The 18,801-nt window shown below is 46.0% G+C and carries 13 protein-coding genes and 1 other RNA gene; 8 read left to right on the forward strand and 6 right to left on the reverse strand.

Annotated elements, in window-relative coordinates; all coding sequences use genetic code 11:
* The first annotated feature begins 110 nt into the window (after positions 1 to 110).
* Entirely contained in the window at positions 111 to 413 is a 303-nt protein-coding gene (locus tag RIG66_RS00595; protein WP_446374328.1) for an element excision factor XisI family protein, read from the forward strand.
* Between the two features lie 105 nt (positions 414 to 518).
* On the opposite strand, the gene ssrS is transcribed toward RIG66_RS00595, so the two are convergent.
* A non-coding RNA gene (gene ssrS, locus RIG66_RS00600) (6S RNA) lies at positions 519 to 700 on the reverse strand.
* A 188-nt stretch (positions 701 to 888) separates the two neighbouring features.
* On the opposite strand from ssrS, the gene RIG66_RS00605 reads away from it, so the two are divergent.
* Positions 889 to 1,791 carry a pentapeptide repeat-containing protein gene (locus RIG66_RS00605; RefSeq protein ID WP_446374216.1) on the forward strand — a complete coding sequence of 301 codons (903 nt, stop codon included), beginning with the start codon at positions 889 to 891 and terminating at the stop codon, positions 1,789 to 1,791.
* Between the two features lie 7 nt (positions 1,792 to 1,798).
* On the opposite strand, the gene RIG66_RS00610 is transcribed toward RIG66_RS00605, so the two are convergent.
* Positions 1,799 to 2,932 (reverse strand): 5-(carboxyamino)imidazole ribonucleotide synthase, encoded by a 1,134-nt coding sequence (locus RIG66_RS00610; protein WP_446374218.1) that lies wholly within the window; start codon positions 2,930 to 2,932, stop codon positions 1,799 to 1,801.
* Between the two features lie 417 nt (positions 2,933 to 3,349).
* On the opposite strand from RIG66_RS00610, the gene RIG66_RS00615 reads away from it, so the two are divergent.
* The 4 genes from RIG66_RS00615 (at position 3,350) to hisS (ending at position 8,335) form a co-directional block, all read left to right on the forward strand.
* A complete protein-coding gene (locus tag RIG66_RS00615; protein ID WP_446374220.1) occupies positions 3,350 to 4,174 on the forward strand; it encodes an inositol monophosphatase family protein in 825 nt (274 codons plus the stop codon).
* Between the two features lie 353 nt (positions 4,175 to 4,527).
* The gene (locus tag RIG66_RS00620) at positions 4,528 to 5,481 is read left to right on the forward strand and encodes a J domain-containing protein (RefSeq protein ID WP_446374222.1); all 954 of its coding nucleotides are present in this window, start codon (positions 4,528 to 4,530) and stop codon (positions 5,479 to 5,481) included.
* A gap of 373 nt (positions 5,482 to 5,854) precedes the next feature.
* Positions 5,855 to 6,820 carry an L-histidine N(alpha)-methyltransferase gene (gene egtD / locus RIG66_RS00625; protein ID WP_446374224.1) on the forward strand — a complete coding sequence of 322 codons (966 nt, stop codon included), beginning with the start codon at positions 5,855 to 5,857 and terminating at the stop codon, positions 6,818 to 6,820.
* Positions 6,821 to 6,946: 126 nt separating this feature from the next.
* Positions 6,947 to 8,335 (forward strand): histidine--tRNA ligase, encoded by a 1,389-nt coding sequence (gene hisS, locus RIG66_RS00630; RefSeq protein WP_446374226.1) that lies wholly within the window; start codon positions 6,947 to 6,949, stop codon positions 8,333 to 8,335.
* Positions 8,336 to 8,471: 136 nt separating this feature from the next.
* Here the strand turns inward: hisS and RIG66_RS00635 are convergent, their stop codons facing one another.
* Both RIG66_RS00635 and RIG66_RS00640 read right to left on the reverse strand, forming a co-directional pair.
* The gene (locus RIG66_RS00635) at positions 8,472 to 9,008 is read right to left on the reverse strand and encodes a peptidoglycan-binding domain-containing protein (protein WP_446374228.1); all 537 of its coding nucleotides are present in this window, start codon (positions 9,006 to 9,008) and stop codon (positions 8,472 to 8,474) included.
* 349 nt (positions 9,009 to 9,357) lie between these two features.
* Positions 9,358 to 13,719 (reverse strand): S8 family serine peptidase, encoded by a 4,362-nt coding sequence (locus RIG66_RS00640; protein WP_446374230.1) that lies wholly within the window; start codon positions 13,717 to 13,719, stop codon positions 9,358 to 9,360.
* 597 nt (positions 13,720 to 14,316) lie between these two features.
* On the opposite strand from RIG66_RS00640, the gene RIG66_RS00645 reads away from it, so the two are divergent.
* Both RIG66_RS00645 and RIG66_RS00650 read left to right on the forward strand, forming a co-directional pair.
* Positions 14,317 to 14,943: a hypothetical protein gene (locus RIG66_RS00645; RefSeq protein ID WP_446374232.1), complete on the forward strand. Its 627-nt coding sequence runs from the start codon at positions 14,317 to 14,319 to the stop codon at positions 14,941 to 14,943.
* A 207-nt stretch (positions 14,944 to 15,150) separates the two neighbouring features.
* Positions 15,151 to 16,632 carry a hypothetical protein gene (locus RIG66_RS00650; protein ID WP_446374234.1) on the forward strand — a complete coding sequence of 494 codons (1,482 nt, stop codon included), beginning with the start codon at positions 15,151 to 15,153 and terminating at the stop codon, positions 16,630 to 16,632.
* Between the two features lie 50 nt (positions 16,633 to 16,682).
* On the opposite strand, the gene RIG66_RS00655 is transcribed toward RIG66_RS00650, so the two are convergent.
* Both RIG66_RS00655 and RIG66_RS00660 read right to left on the reverse strand, forming a co-directional pair.
* A complete protein-coding gene (locus RIG66_RS00655; RefSeq protein WP_446374236.1) occupies positions 16,683 to 17,597 on the reverse strand; it encodes an acyl-CoA desaturase in 915 nt (304 codons plus the stop codon).
* A gap of 308 nt (positions 17,598 to 17,905) precedes the next feature.
* Positions 17,906 to 18,754 carry an acyl-CoA desaturase gene (locus RIG66_RS00660; protein ID WP_446374238.1) on the reverse strand — a complete coding sequence of 283 codons (849 nt, stop codon included), beginning with the start codon at positions 18,752 to 18,754 and terminating at the stop codon, positions 17,906 to 17,908.
* Positions 18,755 to 18,801: the final 47 nt, after the last annotated feature.

Consider the following 18,801-nt stretch of genomic DNA (forward strand, 5'->3'; position numbering starts at 1 on the left):
TAATTGTCTTTGAGATATCGGTGTATTGTGATAGGTGTCCAAGATTTTCTTTCGGAAATCTAGTGAATAGGCTTTCATGTTTAGAAATTCAAGATAATTTTATCTCAAACATTGTACCCCATACTTTCGCAATCTGCTATAAATCCCGTGACCAAGATGTAGAAAGCCAGCTATTTTTTGACTCCGTGCGAGATCATTATCAACTCATGCGAGTAGGTTGGAACGGCTTAAAGCGAGTCTATCACACTGTCCTGCACTTTGATATTAAAGACGGCAAGATTTGGCTGCAGCAAAACACAACTGACATCGATGTGGGTCAAGAATTGCAGGAAATGGGCATTCCTAAAGAAGACATTATATTAGGGTTACATCCGCCCTACAAACGCCCTTATACTGGGTATGGCATTGCTTAGGGCTTCCACCACAAGTACCGAAGATCCGTCATCCGTGTCAACCTAAGCCAAAGCGCAAAATCCCCCAGTCACCTAAGACAGGGGGAAATTTTTGCGAATTATTGCAGGTTCACCAGAACGCCGTCTTGCCTCAGCTTATGACCTGGAAAACCAGGTGGGTATCGTGGACACTCGTTTTAAGTTTCCGGGTTCATGCCCGGTCTACTGCCACAAGGTCTCTCGATTCCCTTTTACATACAGACAAGATCAAAAAACACTATTGGCAGTCACCAACGTCCCAGTGAGAACCTGTATCCCTATTCTAACGATTTATTTTCAGATGTCTACTGTCCCGTATCGCCACCTTCTGTAGGGGCGCATGGCGTGCGCCATGAAACAGTCTGCTGTTCATGTCTAATCATGGGCTGTCGCTCTAAGCTAAACTGATGAGTGTCATCGATCGCAAATTATGTATGATGTTCGGGGTTATGGTCAGATGGTGTACAGCGAACCCCATTCCTATCTTGTCAAACTGGGGTTATTCCACTGGAACAGTTGGCGTGAGAAGCATCCTGATGTTACTCCCATGCTGGAGGGTGCTAACCTAAATTTATTGGATCTGAGTGGGTTTAACCTGAGAGGGGCTAACATTCAAGGGGCGAACCTCTTTGGCACGGATTTGCTTGAAGCCGACTTGACCGATGCCAATCTTAGAAAAGCTGATTTTACAGGCGCAGATTTTAGAAATGCTCTTTTAAGCGGCGCTGATTTATCTGAAGCCCGATTGATTAGAACTCAAGCGTTAGGTACAAACTTTGAGAGAGCCATATTTACAGGAGTTTGCTTAGAAGATTGGAATATTGATAGTACAACCAACTTAACTGGAGTTATCTGCGACTATGTTTATCTTAAATCCAGATATTCTCCTAAGAGTAAACGATATGTACTGCAAGAACGCCGTCCTCATAGTGGTACATTTGAGCCGGGTGAGTTTACAAAGCTTTTCCAAAAAACGCTGGAAACCGTTGAGTTGATTTTCCGCAAGGGGATTGATTGGCAGGCTTTTCTGGTTGCTTTTCAAGAGTTGGAGAAGGAAAACGAGAATTTTCCGGTTTCTATTCAAGCGATTGAAACGAAGCATCGAGGTACTGTCGTTATCCACCTCAACGTTCTTCCAGAGCAGGATAAGGCAAAAATTGAGCAATCGTTTAAGCAGCGCTATAAACAGGAACTTCAACACATTGAGGCAGATTATCTAGAAACGTTAGGTGTTAGAGTCCAGTCAGAGGATTTAATTACCAAGTATCGCCAACGAAATGCTGATTTCAAAGCGATGATTCAGATTATGGCTCAAGCTCAAAGTGACTTTGTTTTAAAGGGGATTTCCCAATTAGAATGATTTGTCATTACCCGTACCACAGGGTTTCTATTGTTTGTGCGATCGCCTGGGGGTTCTTCCCTGAGTTAGAATCCAGGAGAACGGTGACATGACCGAGTTTGCGCCCAGGGCGGGATTGCTTTTTCCCATACCAATGCACATAAGTTTGCGGCTGGCTGGCGAGTTTTTGCCGTTTTTCGAGATAGTCGTTCTGGGAATATTCGTAACCCAATAGATTAACCATGACCGCTTCTTTACACTTAAGCGTTGGTTTTGTCAATGGTAATCCAGCAACTGCCCGTAAATGCATTTCAAACTGCGAAGTTTCACAAGCATCTAGACTAAAATGTCCAGAATTGTGGGTACGAGGGGAGACTTCGTTGACATATACCTGATTATTGGCGGTGAGAAAGAGTTCAATCCCAAACACGCCTACGGCTTGTAGACTATTGAGTAAGGTATGTGCGATCGCGTTAATCTCTTGTTCTGTCTCTGGACTAATCGGGGCGGGAATAATCACCCGACGGCAGACTTGATTTTCCTGCTGGGTTTCGACAACCGGGTAAACCACTACCTCACCGCTTACAGAACGAGCCGCGATGACAGCTAATTCTCGTTCAAAGGGTATAAATTCTTCGACGAGTAGAGGTGTATCGGCAAGTTTTTGCCAGAGTTCCTGGAAACTCTCTCTATCCTTAAAAATAAACGTGCCTTGACCATCATAGCCGTGGCGTCGCGCTTTGAGAACCAGGGGAAATGTCAGTGTATCGGGGTTGAGGGGTGTCTCTAGTAAGTTAAAAGCAGGTTGGGGTAAGCCAATGTCACGTAAATAGCAACGTTGGTGATATTTATCGAGTAGGGGGGCTAAGGCGTCTAGGCGGGGGCGAAAACAGACACCTTGGTTTGCCAAGGGGAACAACGCATCCAAATTAATAAATTCATTCTCAAATGTGATCACATCACAATGGGCAGCTAACTTTGCAGTCGCGGCGGCGTCATCAATCGGGGCAAAGATGGTATCGGAGGCAACACTAACGGCTGGATCAGTAGGCTGGGGTGTTTGAATCACCAAATCCAAACCCAATGATTTAGCCCCACCTCCCATCATCCAAGCCAGTTGTCCACCACCGATTACCCCTACTCGTTTCACAGTCTTAGCCATCAATAGGTTTGAGTCACTCGTTTGCCATGTTAGCGGATTTTGGTGTCAACGTTTTAGGACTTAGGTACAGATCTTGCTTAGGGTAGCAGGGCTAATTCATGTAAGGAAAGCTGTATTTATGAATTCAGCCAAGCCGGATTAGTAAATGATTAAGCCGCAAGTTCTTAAGTGCTTTATTAGTGACTATAAACGCTTAATTCATGGTCAACCAAGTCCATACAGGCGAACTAGGATAAAATCGAGAAGTTTGAAACCTACTCCAGTCAGATGTTATTACTGTAGCTGTGATTACTCAAACATAAGCGGCTACCTGTCTACAATCGTCCTGTTGAGAATGGTGCTTGGCGTCGAAAAATAACCAATAATAGTCAAACCCATCCCGACTATCCGAAAAACTGAAAACTCTAATCACCAACCATGAGCCAACCCACACCCGATCAACTGCAAATCTTTCTTGATATCGCCACAGAAGCCGCCATGGCAGCCGGGGCAATCTTGCAAACCTACTGGGGTAAACTAGATGCCGTAGAAGAGAAAGGGCGTCCGGGTGATTTAGTCACCGTTGCCGATAAAGAAGCAGAAGCCGTCATTTTAAAAGTTTTAAGGCGTCATGTCCCTCATCACGCTATTTTGGCAGAAGAATCGGGTCAAGGGGGAGATCAAGAGAGTAAATACCGGTGGGCAATTGATCCCCTCGACGGCACCACCAATTATGCTCATCAATACCCCATTGCCTCTACATCAGTGGGATTACTCATTGACGAAATCCCGCAAGTGGGAGTGATCTATAATCCCTTTCGCAATGAACTCTTTCGCGCCGCTAAGGGATTAGGGGCGACTTGCAACCGCCGTCCCATTCACGTCTCTAACACATCGACTTTCAATCAAAGCTTGCTGGTAACTGGCTTTGCCTATGACCGTCGCGAAACCCCAGATAATAACTATGCCGAGTTTTGTCACCTAACTCACCTCACCCAAGGCGTTCGCCGCAGTGGTTCAGCCTCACTGGATTTGGCAGATGTGGCTTGTGGACGCTTAGATGGTTATTGGGAACGGGGAATTTCGCCCTGGGATATTACGGCTGGTGTAGTATTAGTGCAAGAGGCAGGTGGCACAGTCACCGCTTATGATGGTAGCCCCCTCGTCCTAAAATCTGGACGAATTCTCGCCACCAATGGTCAAATTCATGACCAACTCAGCCAGGAACTGTTAAAAACACCACCCCTGTCCAGTTGGAATTGAGAGCAAGTCCGTCTAAACTAAACTCTTACACCATTTTCAGTCAGCCCCGGCATCCGCCAAGCACTTAAGGATGTCGTCGGCTAATTCGGAAAACCTAATCCCTAGCCCCCTTCCGTTCCCCTTATAGATCCCCCTCCCGTCCCCCTTCAAAAGGGGGAGACCAAAGGATGCTTCGCTTTTGTTCCATGGGGGAAGCCAAAGGATGCTTCGCTTTTTGTTCCATGGGGAAGCCAGAGTACCCTTATCTTGGGAATTGTATTTTCTACAATAGCTATGAGGATGTCAAGGGGGTCTCTCATCTCTAAGACAGACTATAAAATTATTCTTTCGTCACAGCAATTGGACAGCACCCTATGGCTTTTGAAATTGAACGCGGACTCTTTAAGTATGATTTCACGGATTATCATGCCATTCTAGGCGTTCCCGTCGATGCGGATGAGAAGACAGTCCGGAAGCAGTATCTCAAAGTAACTCGCCGTCTCCACCCTGACAGCAGCAAATTCAAAACAGATGAGGAAAAACAGCAAGCCAATGAACTGCTAACCAAACTCGTTAATCCTGCCAAGGAACAACTGTTTCGCGGCAGTCGCGACTATCAGATCAGTTTAGGACACATGGGCAAGCGTCTAGCCGCAGAAGGAGGAAAAATTTCTATTTACAGTGACGTGGCTAAACAATTGGCAAAAGCTGGTGCAAATGCCGATGCTGTTTATCGAAACTCCTTGAAATCGCTAGCTTCTAAGCAATACGAATCTCTTGATCGAGTTGTGGACGTCACTGGCGAAATCAGTGAACTCAACTTAGTTTACTTGATGCTTAAAGGAAAAACATCCAAATCCGGCATCGGCAAAACCTCTCCAGGAACAGCCGTTTCCAAAACAGCAGGACCGGGTAAGGCGGTCAAGAAAACCCAAGCTGGTGCCGCTACCAATGATGCCTCAACTAAGGGGGGTGGAACTCAAGAAGGCTCAAAAGTTGCTGCTTATATCAGTCGTGCCGACAGCTACATGCAGAAAAACAATTTTGCGGGTGCTGTTTTAGAATTACGAGAAGCCCTCAAATTAGAGCAAACCAATAGCAAATGTCATGGCTTATTAGGGTTAGCTTATTTAAAGCAAAATCAAGTGTCCATGGCTAAGGTTCACATTAATAAAGCCTTGCAATTAAATCCGCAGGAAGAAAACGCATTGAAAGGGAAACAATATATCGACAAATTAACCCAGAAATCGGGTTCAGGCAAAAAGCCGAAAGAGCAATCGGGTGGCGGGGGTTTATTTGGAGGATTGTTTGGCGGCAAGAAAAAGTAAGGGAATCAGGGACAAAGGATAAAAAATGAAACCGTTTTTAGGTTGGTCGGTTGTTCCGGCAGGTTTCACCCTGATGTCCCTCAACCCACCTTATCCAAGTGCGAGAATTTTTTGACCGATGGATGAGGGATGAGGATATAAACGTGCAGAAGCCTCTGACATCCTGTCCGTCTAAACAGTCATAAATTCCTTTTCCCTGGCATCCTTGCTTTTTTCCTTGAAGCCCTCGGCTATCTGCACTCTGCCTTGTTCCCACCAAAGTGTAAGTATTCAACCGGACATGAGATAACTTGCAAAAAGGATCGTTGGCGGTAGATGATAGGAGAGGAATCCACCCTGTAGGTGGTTAGCAGATTGAACGATAGATAGGTGGATGAGTAATCTAGAGTTTTACGATTATAAGCCGCACCTAAGCAGCTTACGTGAGGAGATATTCAAGGGTTTGGCTCAACCCCAAAAAGCGATCGCGCCCAAGTTCTTTTATGATAAACGTGGGTCAGAACTGTTTGATCAGATCTGTGAGGTGGAGGAATACTATCCCACCCGGACAGAAATTCATCTGTTAAAAACCTATTGCCGGGATATTGCCCAACTCGTAGGTCAAGATTGCTTGCTGATCGAGTATGGTAGTGGCAGTAGTGCCAAAGTCCGCCTTCTGTTAGATGCCTTGCCGCATCTAGCTGGATACATGCCCATCGATATCTCCCAAGAACACATGCTGCAAGCGTCAGCAGAACTAGCACAATCCTATCCTGACTTGGATGTGATCGCCGTTTGTGCGGATTATACCCAAAATTTTCAACTGCCGCCCTACAGCAAAAAACCTGTTAATCACAAGCTAATTTTCTTTCCGGGTTCCACGATTGGCAATCTCGATCCCCAGGAAGCCATCCATCTGCTGAAACAGTCGCGTCGTCTTTTGGATAAAGGTGATGGTATGTTAATTGGTGTTGATTTGAAAAAAGACCCAGCTATTTTAAATGCTGCCTATAATGATGCCCAGGGAGTCACTGCTGAATTTAATCTCAACCTGCTAGAGCGGATTAATCAGGAGTTAAACGCTAATTTTGATTTATCCCACTTTCGCCACTGGGCTTTTTATAATCCAGATAAAAGCCGCATTGAGATGCACTTAGTTAGTCTCAAGGAACAAAGCGTCGTTATCGATGGCACACCGTTCCACTTTCGTCAAGATGAAACGATTCACACCGAAAATTCATATAAATACAGCATTGAAGAGTTCCAGGATATGGCAAATTATGCTGGATTCGATGCTCAACAGGTATGGACAGATGCTGATCATCTCTTTAGTCTCCACTACCTAACGATTAGCCATTAGAAATTTTAATTCCCGGTTCCCTAGAAGGGCGGGTTTAGTCAAATTATCGGTTTATGGCAAAATGTGAGCGGTAAAACCCGCCCCTACATCCCTATTCCCTATTCCCTGTTCCCTATTCCCTGAAAAATGGCAAAAGCTGACAAAATAAACTTTTCTTGTCCGAGTGGTTTTCCCGAATTTCTCCCCGGCGAAAAACGCCTGGAGATGTATTTGATAGATACCATCCGCCAAGTTTTTGAGCGATATGGATTCACCCCCATCGAAACTCCAGCAGTTGAGCGATTAGAAGTCCTGCAAGCCAAAGGAAATCAAGGGGATAATATTATTTACGGATTGCAACCAATTTTGCCGCCCAATCGCCAAGCCGAAAAAGAACAGGCAGGAGAAAGTGGTTCAGAAGAGAGAGCATTAAAGTTTGATCAGACGGTTCCCTTAGCGGCTTATATTGCCCGTCACCTGAATGAACTTCAGTTCCCCTTTGCCCGTTATCAGATAGATGTGGTATTTCGGGGAGAACGGGCAAAAGCCGGACGCTATCGCCAATTTCGCCAATGTGATATTGATGTAGTGGGTCGTAATAAGCTGAGTTTGCTCTATGATGCCCAAATTCCAGCGATTATTGCCGAAATTTTTACGGCGATTAATATAGGAGAGTTTTTGATTCGCATCAACAATCGTAAAGTTCTCAGTGGGTTCTTTGAGTCGATTGGTTTAGATGAGAGCAAAATTATGCCCTCTATCCGGATTGTGGATGCCGCCGAGAAAATTGGCGAAACGAAGGTTAAAAAAGCGCTCCTGGCTGAAGGGTTATCAGATGAACAAGTCGAACAAATTCTTACCTTCACCAAGATTCAGGGGTCAGTAGATGACGTGTTGGCACAATTAAACGCCATGCTTGAGGATAAACCAGACGCTCAGGTATTGAAAACGGGCATTGCTGAACTAGAAACGGTGATTACCGGAGTGCGGAATTTGGGGGTGAGCGATCGCGTATTTTGCATTGACCTCTCCATTGCCCGTGGATTAGATTATTATACGGGAACGGTGTATGAAACAACACTTGTTGGTCATGAAGCCTTGGGCAGTATTTGTTCCGGGGGACGGTATGAAGAACTCGTGGGTATGTTTGTTGGGGATAAAATGCCAGGAGTGGGCATTTCCATCGGCTTAACTCGATTGATGAGTCGGTTGATTCAAGCCGGGATTCTGGAGTCGTTCTCGTCTACACCCGCCCAAGTGATGGTGGTGAATATGCAAAGTGACCTGATGCCCCTGTATTTAGACGTATCTCAGAAACTGCGTCAGGCGGGAATTAGTACAATAACCAGTTTTGACGAGCGTTCTGTGGGCAAACAGTTACAGCAAGCTGATAAACGGGGAATTCCCTTGTGTGTCATTATTGGCTCTGAAGAAGCAGCCGCTCAACAATGCGGTTTGAAAAACCTGAAAACCGGGGAGCAAATTGCTGTCAATATAGAGCAGCTAGCTGATGAGGTGAGCAAGCAATTAGCCTAAGCATTCCTGTAGAGACGCGCCATGGCGCGTCTCTTTGTAGCATAAATTACAGACAATTTGCTAATCATCCGAATTAGGTGTGATTACTGGATTACTGTTGCTAGCGATCGCGTATTTCAGAAAAATGAACCATGAACTACACTGCCACCAAAGCGTCTTGATAACGGTTATGGAGCAAACTGACATGAACCTGACTAAGAGCATACCAGGTTTGCTCACTGACCACTCCATCTTCCACTAAGCCATGACGTTTTTGGAATGATCGCACAGCGCGTTCTGTTTGTTCGCCAAAATCACCATCAATTGGCGCTGAATAATCCTGAGTCAGATGCAGCACCCACTGTACAGGAATCACCATATCATGTCTGCTACCTCGATTGAGTACAGGCATATTAACCGGGGAACCTTGATAAAGAGCTTGCCACGTCAGAGAATCGACAATACCATCCGCTTTGAGGAACATACTTTGCTGAAATTCCATCACAGCATCATGAACCGAGCGATCAAAATACCCTCCCATCGGACCATAATAAGTGCCGCAATGAGCCAAAAGCTTTTGCAATTCTAAAACTTCGGCTCCCACCGAACCCAGTTGCAGTATGGGTTTTTGAACCGACGATTTAGCGGTGAGTCTAACCTTTGATGTCGTTTCCGGATTAAAAAGCGCTTGCATAGTACAGTCCTCATAACGAGTGAGTTTGTACAGTATTTTAAGGTACTGTTGATGATTGGGAACTTATCCTAGCGAACCCGATTAACCTTGCCATCATCCGATTGGGCAATTGGGTGCAAGGATATAGTCTTTCTCAACTTAATCGTACAGTAGGTTCATCAGAAGGGAAATTACACAAAAGCGATCGCGCCTGAGTGGGAAGGTTCAAGGACGCGATCGCTTAATTAAATTTAACGGATTTTATCTCAACCTGTGGAAACCCGCGCAGGCGGGTTTCGTTTGTGTAGCTGCGGTTACCCTATGGGAAGCCGCTCCGCGTCTACAACCGCCCAATTAATATGATGTCCGGCTAGGCGAGGATAAAATCGCTACTGTTGAGGGCACTCGCTTGAATCCCACTCAAGATAGCTAAGTCTGTATTGAAGACACTAATGCGAGTATCATTACCATCTTGAATCAGGTCGAGCTGTTGGAACGTGATGCCCAAACCACGAATGCCAATCCGGTCAATCTCTAGCTCAAAGTCGGTAATCGTGTGAACCGCACTGGGGACAAAGCCATTAACAATCCAGAACTGCTCATCACCATTGCCACCCGTCATGGTGCTACCCCCATAACCACCGAACAATAGATCATCGCCGTCGCCGCCTGAGAGTTGGTCATTGAAACCAGCAATCAGGATATCATCACCTTTGCCGCCATCCAGACTGTTATTGCCTGAACCGAACGAGGCATTAAGAATATCATCGCCATCGCCACCAGACAATTGGTCATTGAAGCCAGCTAAGAGATTGTCGTCGCCATCGCCACCATCTAGGCTGTTATTTCCTGTACCAACGGAAGCGTTAAGGATATCATCGCCGTCACCGCCCAACAGTTGGTCATTCGAGCCAGCCAGGAGGTTGTCGTCACCTTTTCCACCATCGAGCAGATTGTTCCCACCACCATTTAAGGCATTGAGGATATCTTCACCCTTACCGCCCAACAGTTGGTCATTCGAGCCAGCTAACAGAACATCGTCACCTTTGCCTCCATCGAGCAGATTATTGCCGCCACCACTGGAAGCATCCAGGTTATCATCGCCTTTACCACCCAACAGATGATCATTTGAGCCAGCCAAGAGGTTGTCGTCACCTTTACCCCCATCAAGCAAGTTATTACCGCCACCACTGGAAGCGTCAAGGATATCATCACCTTTGCCGCCAAACAACTGATCGTTGAGGTTGGCTAACAGTTCATCGTCGCCTTTCCCACCATCGAGTAGGTTGTTTCCCGCACCATTGGATACATCCAGGCGATCATCGCCAGCTTCACCAAATAATTGGTCGTAGCTGTTGCCAATCAGTGTATCATCACCTTTACCACCGTAGAACTGATTACCACCAGCGCTTCCTGAGCCATCAACCTGATCATTACCAGCAAGTGCAAAGACGATGACTGGACTGTCCGTAATGGTGAAAACATCATTGCCAGAAGTGCCAAATAGAGTTTGTGGAGGAATCTTTTGGTTGCCAAAGTCGATGTTCGTGACTGTATCACCAGGGCTGAGAGTTACCTTCTGACTACCACCGATAGGAAATGAATTACCCGTGAATGATAAGTTGTCAACCAGCAATCCTGAGTCAACAACGGTATCTCCCACGTCCACAACCCCGATTCCCAGGGTAAAAGTACCGGCGGTTTGGAAGGTATAGGAGAAGGTGTCAAATCCGGTTTCTTCATTGAAAATGGTAGGAGAGAATCCGAAAGAGCTATTGGTATTCGCTAGCGTGTCCAACGTATTTGACACAATCGAAACGAAGCCAAAATCGTTAAAGGAAGTGGGTGTACCTTCGTTGGTGAGGAAGTTCCAATCAAAGCTCAATTGAGTGCCAGCCGATACTGTTACTGTTTGCTTGATTGCTGAACCAACGGTAGCATTGCCATTACCCAGACCATCTAGGCTTCCGGAAGTCAACCCTAAGAAAGTTTCTAGTTGGGTATCGCTTACAGCACTACCTCCGTTAGTGAGTAACGCTTGATTGGTTCCCTCCGTTGGACCCGAACCAAAGGTAGCTGTCTCGATAGTAGTGTTACCCGTTGTTTGCCACGGATCAAAGCTTCCCGTTTCAAAACCACCGTTCAAATTCGGAAAAGTCTGCTCCCAACCGGGTTTTAGCACCTCGGCAACGGTGTAAGTACCTGGATTCAGGTTAGTAAAGGTATAGTCACCGTTGATATCGGTTTTCGTAGATGTCTCACCAGGATCGAGTTGACCGTTTTGATTATCGTCTAAGTAAATTGTCCAACCCGCCAAACCTGGCTCATTGGCATCTTGTGTTCCATCTCCATTAAGATCATTCCACTTACTGCCGCTGATTTCTCCTGGCTGAGGTACTCCGACAAATACATTATCGATCGCCCAGTTATCGAAGCCATTACCACTGTGATTAACTTGACGCCAACGGAAACTGGTGCTACTGGTTTGGGCGGCGGTGGGAACTGTTTCGATGAGTGTTGTCCAACTGGTGAAGTCTTCGGTGTCATAGAGTCCAAGCTGAGTCCAACTGCTACCACCATTGATGGAATATTCTAGTACTACATCTTCCCCTGGATCGGCATTTTCTCCGCCATTGGAGCCATTGCCAAAAATCAAGTCGAAGAAGACTGTACCGCCGCTGGAGACATCGACAAAGTTCGTGGTGGCAAAGCGAGAGTTCCCGCCAGAAGCACCACCGTTAAACCACAGGGAGTTCCCATCACTACCGACAAAGTTGCTGTTGGCTGTGCCGTTGGTGATCGTTGACCATTGGCTATTATCAATGTCTGGGTCAAAGTCATCAACAACGCTGTTGAGGATCGGTGGTCCAACAGTTACGTTGTCTATTGCCCAGTTATCGAAATTATTGCCACTGTGAGCGATTTGCCGCCAGCGGAAACTGGTACTATTCGTCTGAGCCGCCGTAGGAATCGTCTCCGTTAGGGTTGTCCAACTGGTAAAGGCTTCGGTATCGTAAAGACCAAACTGGTTCCAAGTGCTGCCACCGTTTGTGGAGTATTCCAGCACCACATCTTCCCCTGGATCGGCATTTTCGCCACCATTGAAGTTATCGCCAAAGATCAGGTCAAAGGTAATCGTACCGCCATTAGCGACATCTACCAGATTGGTAATGGCAAAACGAGAGCTACCGCCAGGAGAACCTCCGTTAAACCATAGGGAGTTCCCATCACTGCCAACAAAATTACTATTGGCTGTACCGTTAGTGATGGTTGACCATTGGCTATTGTCAATGTCTGGGTCAAAGTCATCAAAGAGTACGGGAAGCACTGGAAGAGGGATGCTGCCAGTCAGGGCGCTGTAGGCATTGAGCCGCCCACCTGAAACGGTTTTTCCTTGCAATGCTGGAATTGGGTCAACGGTTGCTAGGATACGATCCTTGACCTGTTGGGCGGTTAGTGTGGGGTCGTCAGACCAAATCAAACTGGCAACCCCTGATACGTGGGGGGTTGCCATGGACGTTCCACTATTGAAACCGTATCCGCCCCCAGGAATCGTGCTATAGACAGAAGAGCCTGGTGCGCCCAAGTCTACAGATGTGGCTCCGTAACTGGAAAAACTTGAGAGTTGATCGTCATCGTCAGTGGCAGCGACAGAAATGATGTTATCGAGGTTATAGCTGGAAGGGTAATGGGGGGAGAAGTCAGTATCTTCAGCATCATTGCCCGCCGCCGCAATAAATAACTGTCCGGCAGCACCCGCCGCCGCGATCGCATCCAACAACCCCTGAGAAAAGCCGCCGCCCCCCCAACTATTGTTGGTCAAGTCAGCGCCCATCATCGTGGCATATTCGACGGCTTGAATCGCATTGAAGGTACTGCCGGTATTCGAGGCGTTTAGGAATTTTAGCGCCATGATATCAGCCGACCAACTGACACCCGTCACACCAATACCATTGTTTCCTTCCGCAGCGATGGTTCCGGCTACGTGAGTGCCGTGACTGTTATCGTCAAAGGGGTCGTTATCGTTATTAACAAAGTCCCAACCGTAAATATCATCGACGTAGCCATTACCATCATCATCAATTCCATTTCCGGCAATTTCTCCCGGATTTGTCCACATATTGTCATTGAGATCAGGATGGTTATAATCCACCCCTGAATCAATCACACCAACGACTATATTGTTTCCGGTTTCAATATCCCAGGCTTCGGGAGCGTCAATGTCCGCGTCAGCCGTACCACCGGTTTGTCCCGTATTGTTGAGTCCCCAAAGTTGATTGAATTCGGGGTCATTGGGAACAGTGGTAGTGGTAGAAAGGATATAGTTGGGTTCGATATATTCAATGGCGGGATCGTTGCTATAAAGCGCCATGGCTTCAACTACGCTCATCCCTTGGATTTGCCAACGCTCAATTCCCAAGGTTTGAGTGGACTCTATTACCTGGACTCCCAGGCTAGTTTTGAAAGCGTTAATTTGATTCGTGGGAATCGATAAATTAACTTTAACAATCAGCTCATTGGGGGCGTAGTTTGTTCCTTCTACACCCATGGTGCTAGAGAGTTCTTGCACTAAGGCTTGGAATTCAGGTGACTCCATCTCTCGCTTAGGCGCAACGGCTACCTGATTCGTAGTCTCGTCTTGATTCGTACTCTCGTCTTCTAAGTCTACTGAGCCATTGAGTTCAACTTGGCTATTTTCGGATAGATCCAACAAATCATCGTTAACTGACATCGTTCTCACTCCTTAAACAAAATTTCTTAGAAAATCCGAGCAAGTGGCTATTTCACTCCAGTCGATTCGCTGCAACTAGTGAACTTTCACTGACTACTCTGGATTGGGCAGCGAATTTTACGCGAATGAACGATTTTTTTGACAAAACTTTACAAAAACTGAACGGTCAGACACAGGATTTACTCCTTCACGCTTAATGAATGTAAGTCAAAACTAATGCAACGAAACACTGTATCTGGAAGGTTTCCGCTTTCGGGCGTAAGTCCTCAAAAATTAACCTGAATTTAACCTTACTTATGTAGCCGTAAGGTTAGAACATCGATGTCTAGTTGAGGAGTATAGACGTTTCTTTGCCGGAAATCCAAATAGTTAACAAAACTTATGAACATCCACATAACCAACTGTCCCAGCCGACATTAACATAAAGTTTTGTAATAAAAATTGACCGATTGCGTAAAATCTTCCCCCTCAGCCCGAGTAATCCAATGAACGGTTAAGCTGTCGCAATTCGCAGAGCGGTTCCGTCACATCAGACATCTGACACGGACACCAAGAATAACTCTGCTTTGTGAACAAAATAGTTAAAGAGGTCATCTGATGAACTTGTTACTCGGAATTGCTTTATTTGCCATCGGTTTACTCTTGGCGATTATTGGCGGGTTTTGGACGCTAATCCTCGCATTCATGGATCACTGGGGTTGGGGATTAGCCTATTTATTCATTCCCTTCGCCGGTCTAGTGTTTATTATCATGAAATGGAGTAATCAATCAGTCAGGCGTTCTGTCTTCCTATGGCTTGCCAGTTTACCGTTAATCGGATTAGGAATATGGCTTGGCGGACTCTCTGCCTTTGACTCTATATCAGATACCACAATTCCCTTATCTGAGGATAACGTTTCTGTAGAAATGCCAGAATCAGAGGCATCTATAGATACAGAACAAGAGTCATCTGCAACCCAAACACCTGCTAGTTCTCCTACTCCTGGGGTGGCGGTATCTCCATCTCCGACTTCCCCTGTATCTCCTGCACCAAATACGACGTCATCCCCTGCTGCACAACCCGACTATACTCAATATATGCTGATTGGTTATGCGGCTTTCGACCAGGGAGATTATCAAACAGCTTTAATCAATTTCAAAAGAGCATTGGATGAAAGACCAGGAGATAGCTATGCGACAAAAGCTATTGAAAATACGGAAGCGATGATTAACCGCAACCGCTAGTGCTTTGATTCCGTAATTTAAGTAACCCCAATTAGCGAAGAAGAGACTTGACGATTGAACGCGCACAACCTGCGCCCCTACAGTTTCGGGGCTAATGGTTAATTGATCAAATAAGGTGTGCCGAGCCACTACTAACGTGACACAGCTAAAATGGTGGAGTAGATTCTACCGTTAAATCGGGCGCAAAGCAATAAGCCCCTACAGTTTATGCACTACTCATCTTTATTGGTGTTACTATCCTTATCCCTATCGTTCCCGCTACTTTCGCCCTCAACGGCAAATGCCCAAGATACAATAGCACAATCTAGCTTTGCCCAAGGATTTTGGCGTCCAGCCGAAGGACTGGTTCAAGAACAACTGAATTTGATTAATCGGATTGAGGGGGCATTCTACAGTCCTAATGTATATCAAGTAGAAGCGACGCGATCGCAACTTTTCTTACACCTAGGCAAAGTGGAACGCTTCTTGAATAGTCAGTATCGAATTCCCCAGTTTCTCTGTAATAACGGAACGCCTGATCCCGATGTTCCTGCACCGTTAACCTTACCCCAGCGACAGGTATACTGCAATCTTTATGTATCTACCCAAAAGCTGGAACCAATGGTTGATCTGTTGGATATGCGGTTACCGATGCTAGCTGGGTTAGCTGCACCCAGTACCATACCATTAGATGATCAACGTCCAGGCTTGCGGTTGAATTTAGCCACACCACTTCGTCCTGAATTTGCACCTGTACCCGACTTCCCCGAACCGGAACCGCCTGTCTTGGGTATGCCAACAAAGCGCCCCCTTACAGACTATCAGAGACAGCCGTTACAACCTGCGATCGCGCCTCCGGAAGCGGTGACTCAAACCCTTTTAGCCGCACGGGAACAACTATTACCCGCATTACCCGCATTTCCCGACTCTGCTCGTATCGTTGATCCTGGTGTTTACTCTGTGATTCCCACCCAAAGTACTTTGGGTCTTTTACCTTTAGAACCCCAGCGATACACCGACTTTCTTGACCAACCCAACACCGGAATTGCCCGTATCTTTCTCGCCGAAAGCTATCAACCTGATCCCAATAAGCTACGAAACCGCCTGCAATCTCCTCTCCCCCAACCCTTTCCCTTAACGACTGGGGTTGAATCGGCGACGGATTCCGTTCCTAGCTTGGCGCTGGAGATTGAAAATGGAAACTTCACCATTCCTTTGCAGGGGCTGGATTATGGTTTTATCGTCAATTTGGGTGATGTTTCTTTAGACGAAATCAACGCCAATCTACAAACAATTCCCACCCTGACACCCGAACAACGAGATTTATTCCTAAATTATCGTCCACCCAATGAAGTAGAAGCCTTACAAATCGATCAACGGCGCTTTTATACAGGTAAGGCTGGTATCGGGTTTGTCCCTCCTCTCAGTCCACCTGCGGCTACAGGTTCAGAGGTAGGATTAAATAACACCTATTTGGTCAGATTAATCCAATTCCAGTTATCTGAAGCTGTACTGGAAGGAGAACCAATTTCACGATCGCAGCGCCGCTATTTACCCGAAATCCTCAATACACCGAGCAGTGATGTTATTGTTGCTTTTCAACCTGTTCACCAACGTTTAGATGGGAGTTATACAGTGCTATGGCGTTTACTTTATCGCTTTCCTGATCCCCAAATTGAAAACTTAGCCGAATACGTGGAATTAGAGTGAAGTTTCCCCAAAACAAAACAATGTAAGGCTTACCTCAACTTACCTCAAGGTTATTCTAAATCCACTGATGTCGTTACGACGGATGGCAACTCTGACGGTTGAACGCTTAGAACCTTGGCACACGCCAGCAGCTTGGTTTCAGTAGGCACTTTAAGCTTTGACGCTAACTTGAAGAACTCAAGCATTTTAATGAAGCTAAACGTGGGATCTGGAAGATAGACAACCTGTCCAGAACGAATGGTTATCCCCTGGCGACTGGATGACTGAAAGGCATGATGGAGATTATGCCAGCCTTCACCCAGAGTTAAAAATGCTACAAACTGATTATTGCAACTGAGATCGTCAGTTATAAAAGGTTGTTTACCCACAATATGGCAAAGGGAGTTGACGGTTTGCACGCCATGAAACAGCAGGGTTGTGCTGAGAAAAAAAGCACCCAGATATTCAACACCACCGATGAGATAAGAAATTGCTCCCAGTGCTACTAGAGGGAGAAAGTGCAAACGATCAATTACCTTTAAAACAGGATCACTCTCAACATCAGCAGGTAGCTTGGCAGGAAAGAACCGGGGAGATAATAGCCAACCCCCTTGAGACCAATAAAATCCTCTGATCCCCTGAACGGGTGTACAGGGGGAATGGGGATCGAGATCTTGATCGACATGGTTATGATGGGCTATATGGTGTGCTTTCCACCAACTTGGACCCATCTGCCCCGCCGCCGCCGCCACAATACTTCCCACCCATAGAACTGGAGCCGGAGCTTGATAGCTTTTGTGGGTGAGTAGTCGATGGTAGATGCCGGTTGTTGCCAGCATACGGATGACATATAAAAATATGATCCATAGGCAAGCACCCCACGATAAACCCGTGATTAAAACAAGTAACGATCCGATATGGCTAAAGATAATCAGCGTCGGACCGATTAGATAAGAAATAATTGTCAGTGGAGAATACTGCCTCATTTTTTTCTATTGTCCTAAAAGGATGGTTGAATAAGCCGTTAATGAAACCTGCCCCTACTTTCCTATTACCGAGACACTACTCTGACCTACAAAACAACCGCATAACCTAAGCTTGTCAAGTCATGCGGTTCAATGTAACTCATGAATATTAAATTCAATTATTAATTGAGTTAGCATCAGGCTATCTTCAAATTAATAATCTAAAGTAGAACAATACCTACGTTGGCTAACTCTTCAAAAAATCTGATGAAAACAAACTTTTGACCCTTCGCGATCCTCAAGAGCATACAAACTTCCCAAGGGTTTTACTAGGCTGTCTTTTTGGGTGGTAGAACAACTTTCTTGGCTAAACCCACTCCTTGTAGTAGTTGAATTGCCCACCATGTCATATCGATTTCCCACCATTTACGTCCAGCCGGAGCAACATTGGGATGAGCGTGGTGATTGTTGTGCCAACCTTCTCCGTAGGTTAAGATAGCTGCCCACCAGAGATTGCGAGAACCATCATTAACTTCATAAGTCTGATAACCGCGCAGGTGAGTGGCAGAATTAATTAACCAGGTGCTGTGCCACAGTACGACAGCTCGGACAAAGACACCCCAGAATACAAATTGCCATCCCCCTACTAGGTAAAGCAATAGACCCAGAGGAATTTGTAGCGATAAGAAATAGCGATCTAACCAGCGATAATAAGGATCTCTAGCGATATCAGGAGCGTATTTTTGATACACGTCGTAATCAAAAAATTCGGGTTTGTGATAGAACAGCCAAAGCATGTGACTCCACCAAAACCCATGTCGTGCTGAGTAAGGGTCTTTGTTTGCATCATCAGGGTGAGCATGATGCTGACGGTGTCCTGCTACCCAGAAGATTGGTCCCCCTTGTAGAGCTACAGCCCCGATGGTGGTCAGGATATATTCTAACCACTTAGGCACTTGAAAACTCCGATGGGTCAAAAGCCGATGATACGATAAGCAAATGCCAATACTGCCAAAGAGCCAGTGGAGAAGTATCATTACTCCCAAGGCTGACCATGAAAAAAACCAGGGCGCCAGCAGTGCCAAAGCGTGAATCGTGCCAAAAAATAGCAGACTGGGCCAATGAAAGGGTAAGTTAGTGCGACTTTGAGGAGGCACTGAGATTGAATGATTAGTCATTGAGAATCGTTACAGTAGGAATTGATGTGCAAGTGTTACTTACACTT

Source organism: Coleofasciculus sp. E2-BRE-01, from assembly GCF_040221695.1.
Lineage (GTDB): Bacteria > Cyanobacteriota > Cyanobacteriia > Cyanobacteriales > Coleofasciculaceae > Coleofasciculus.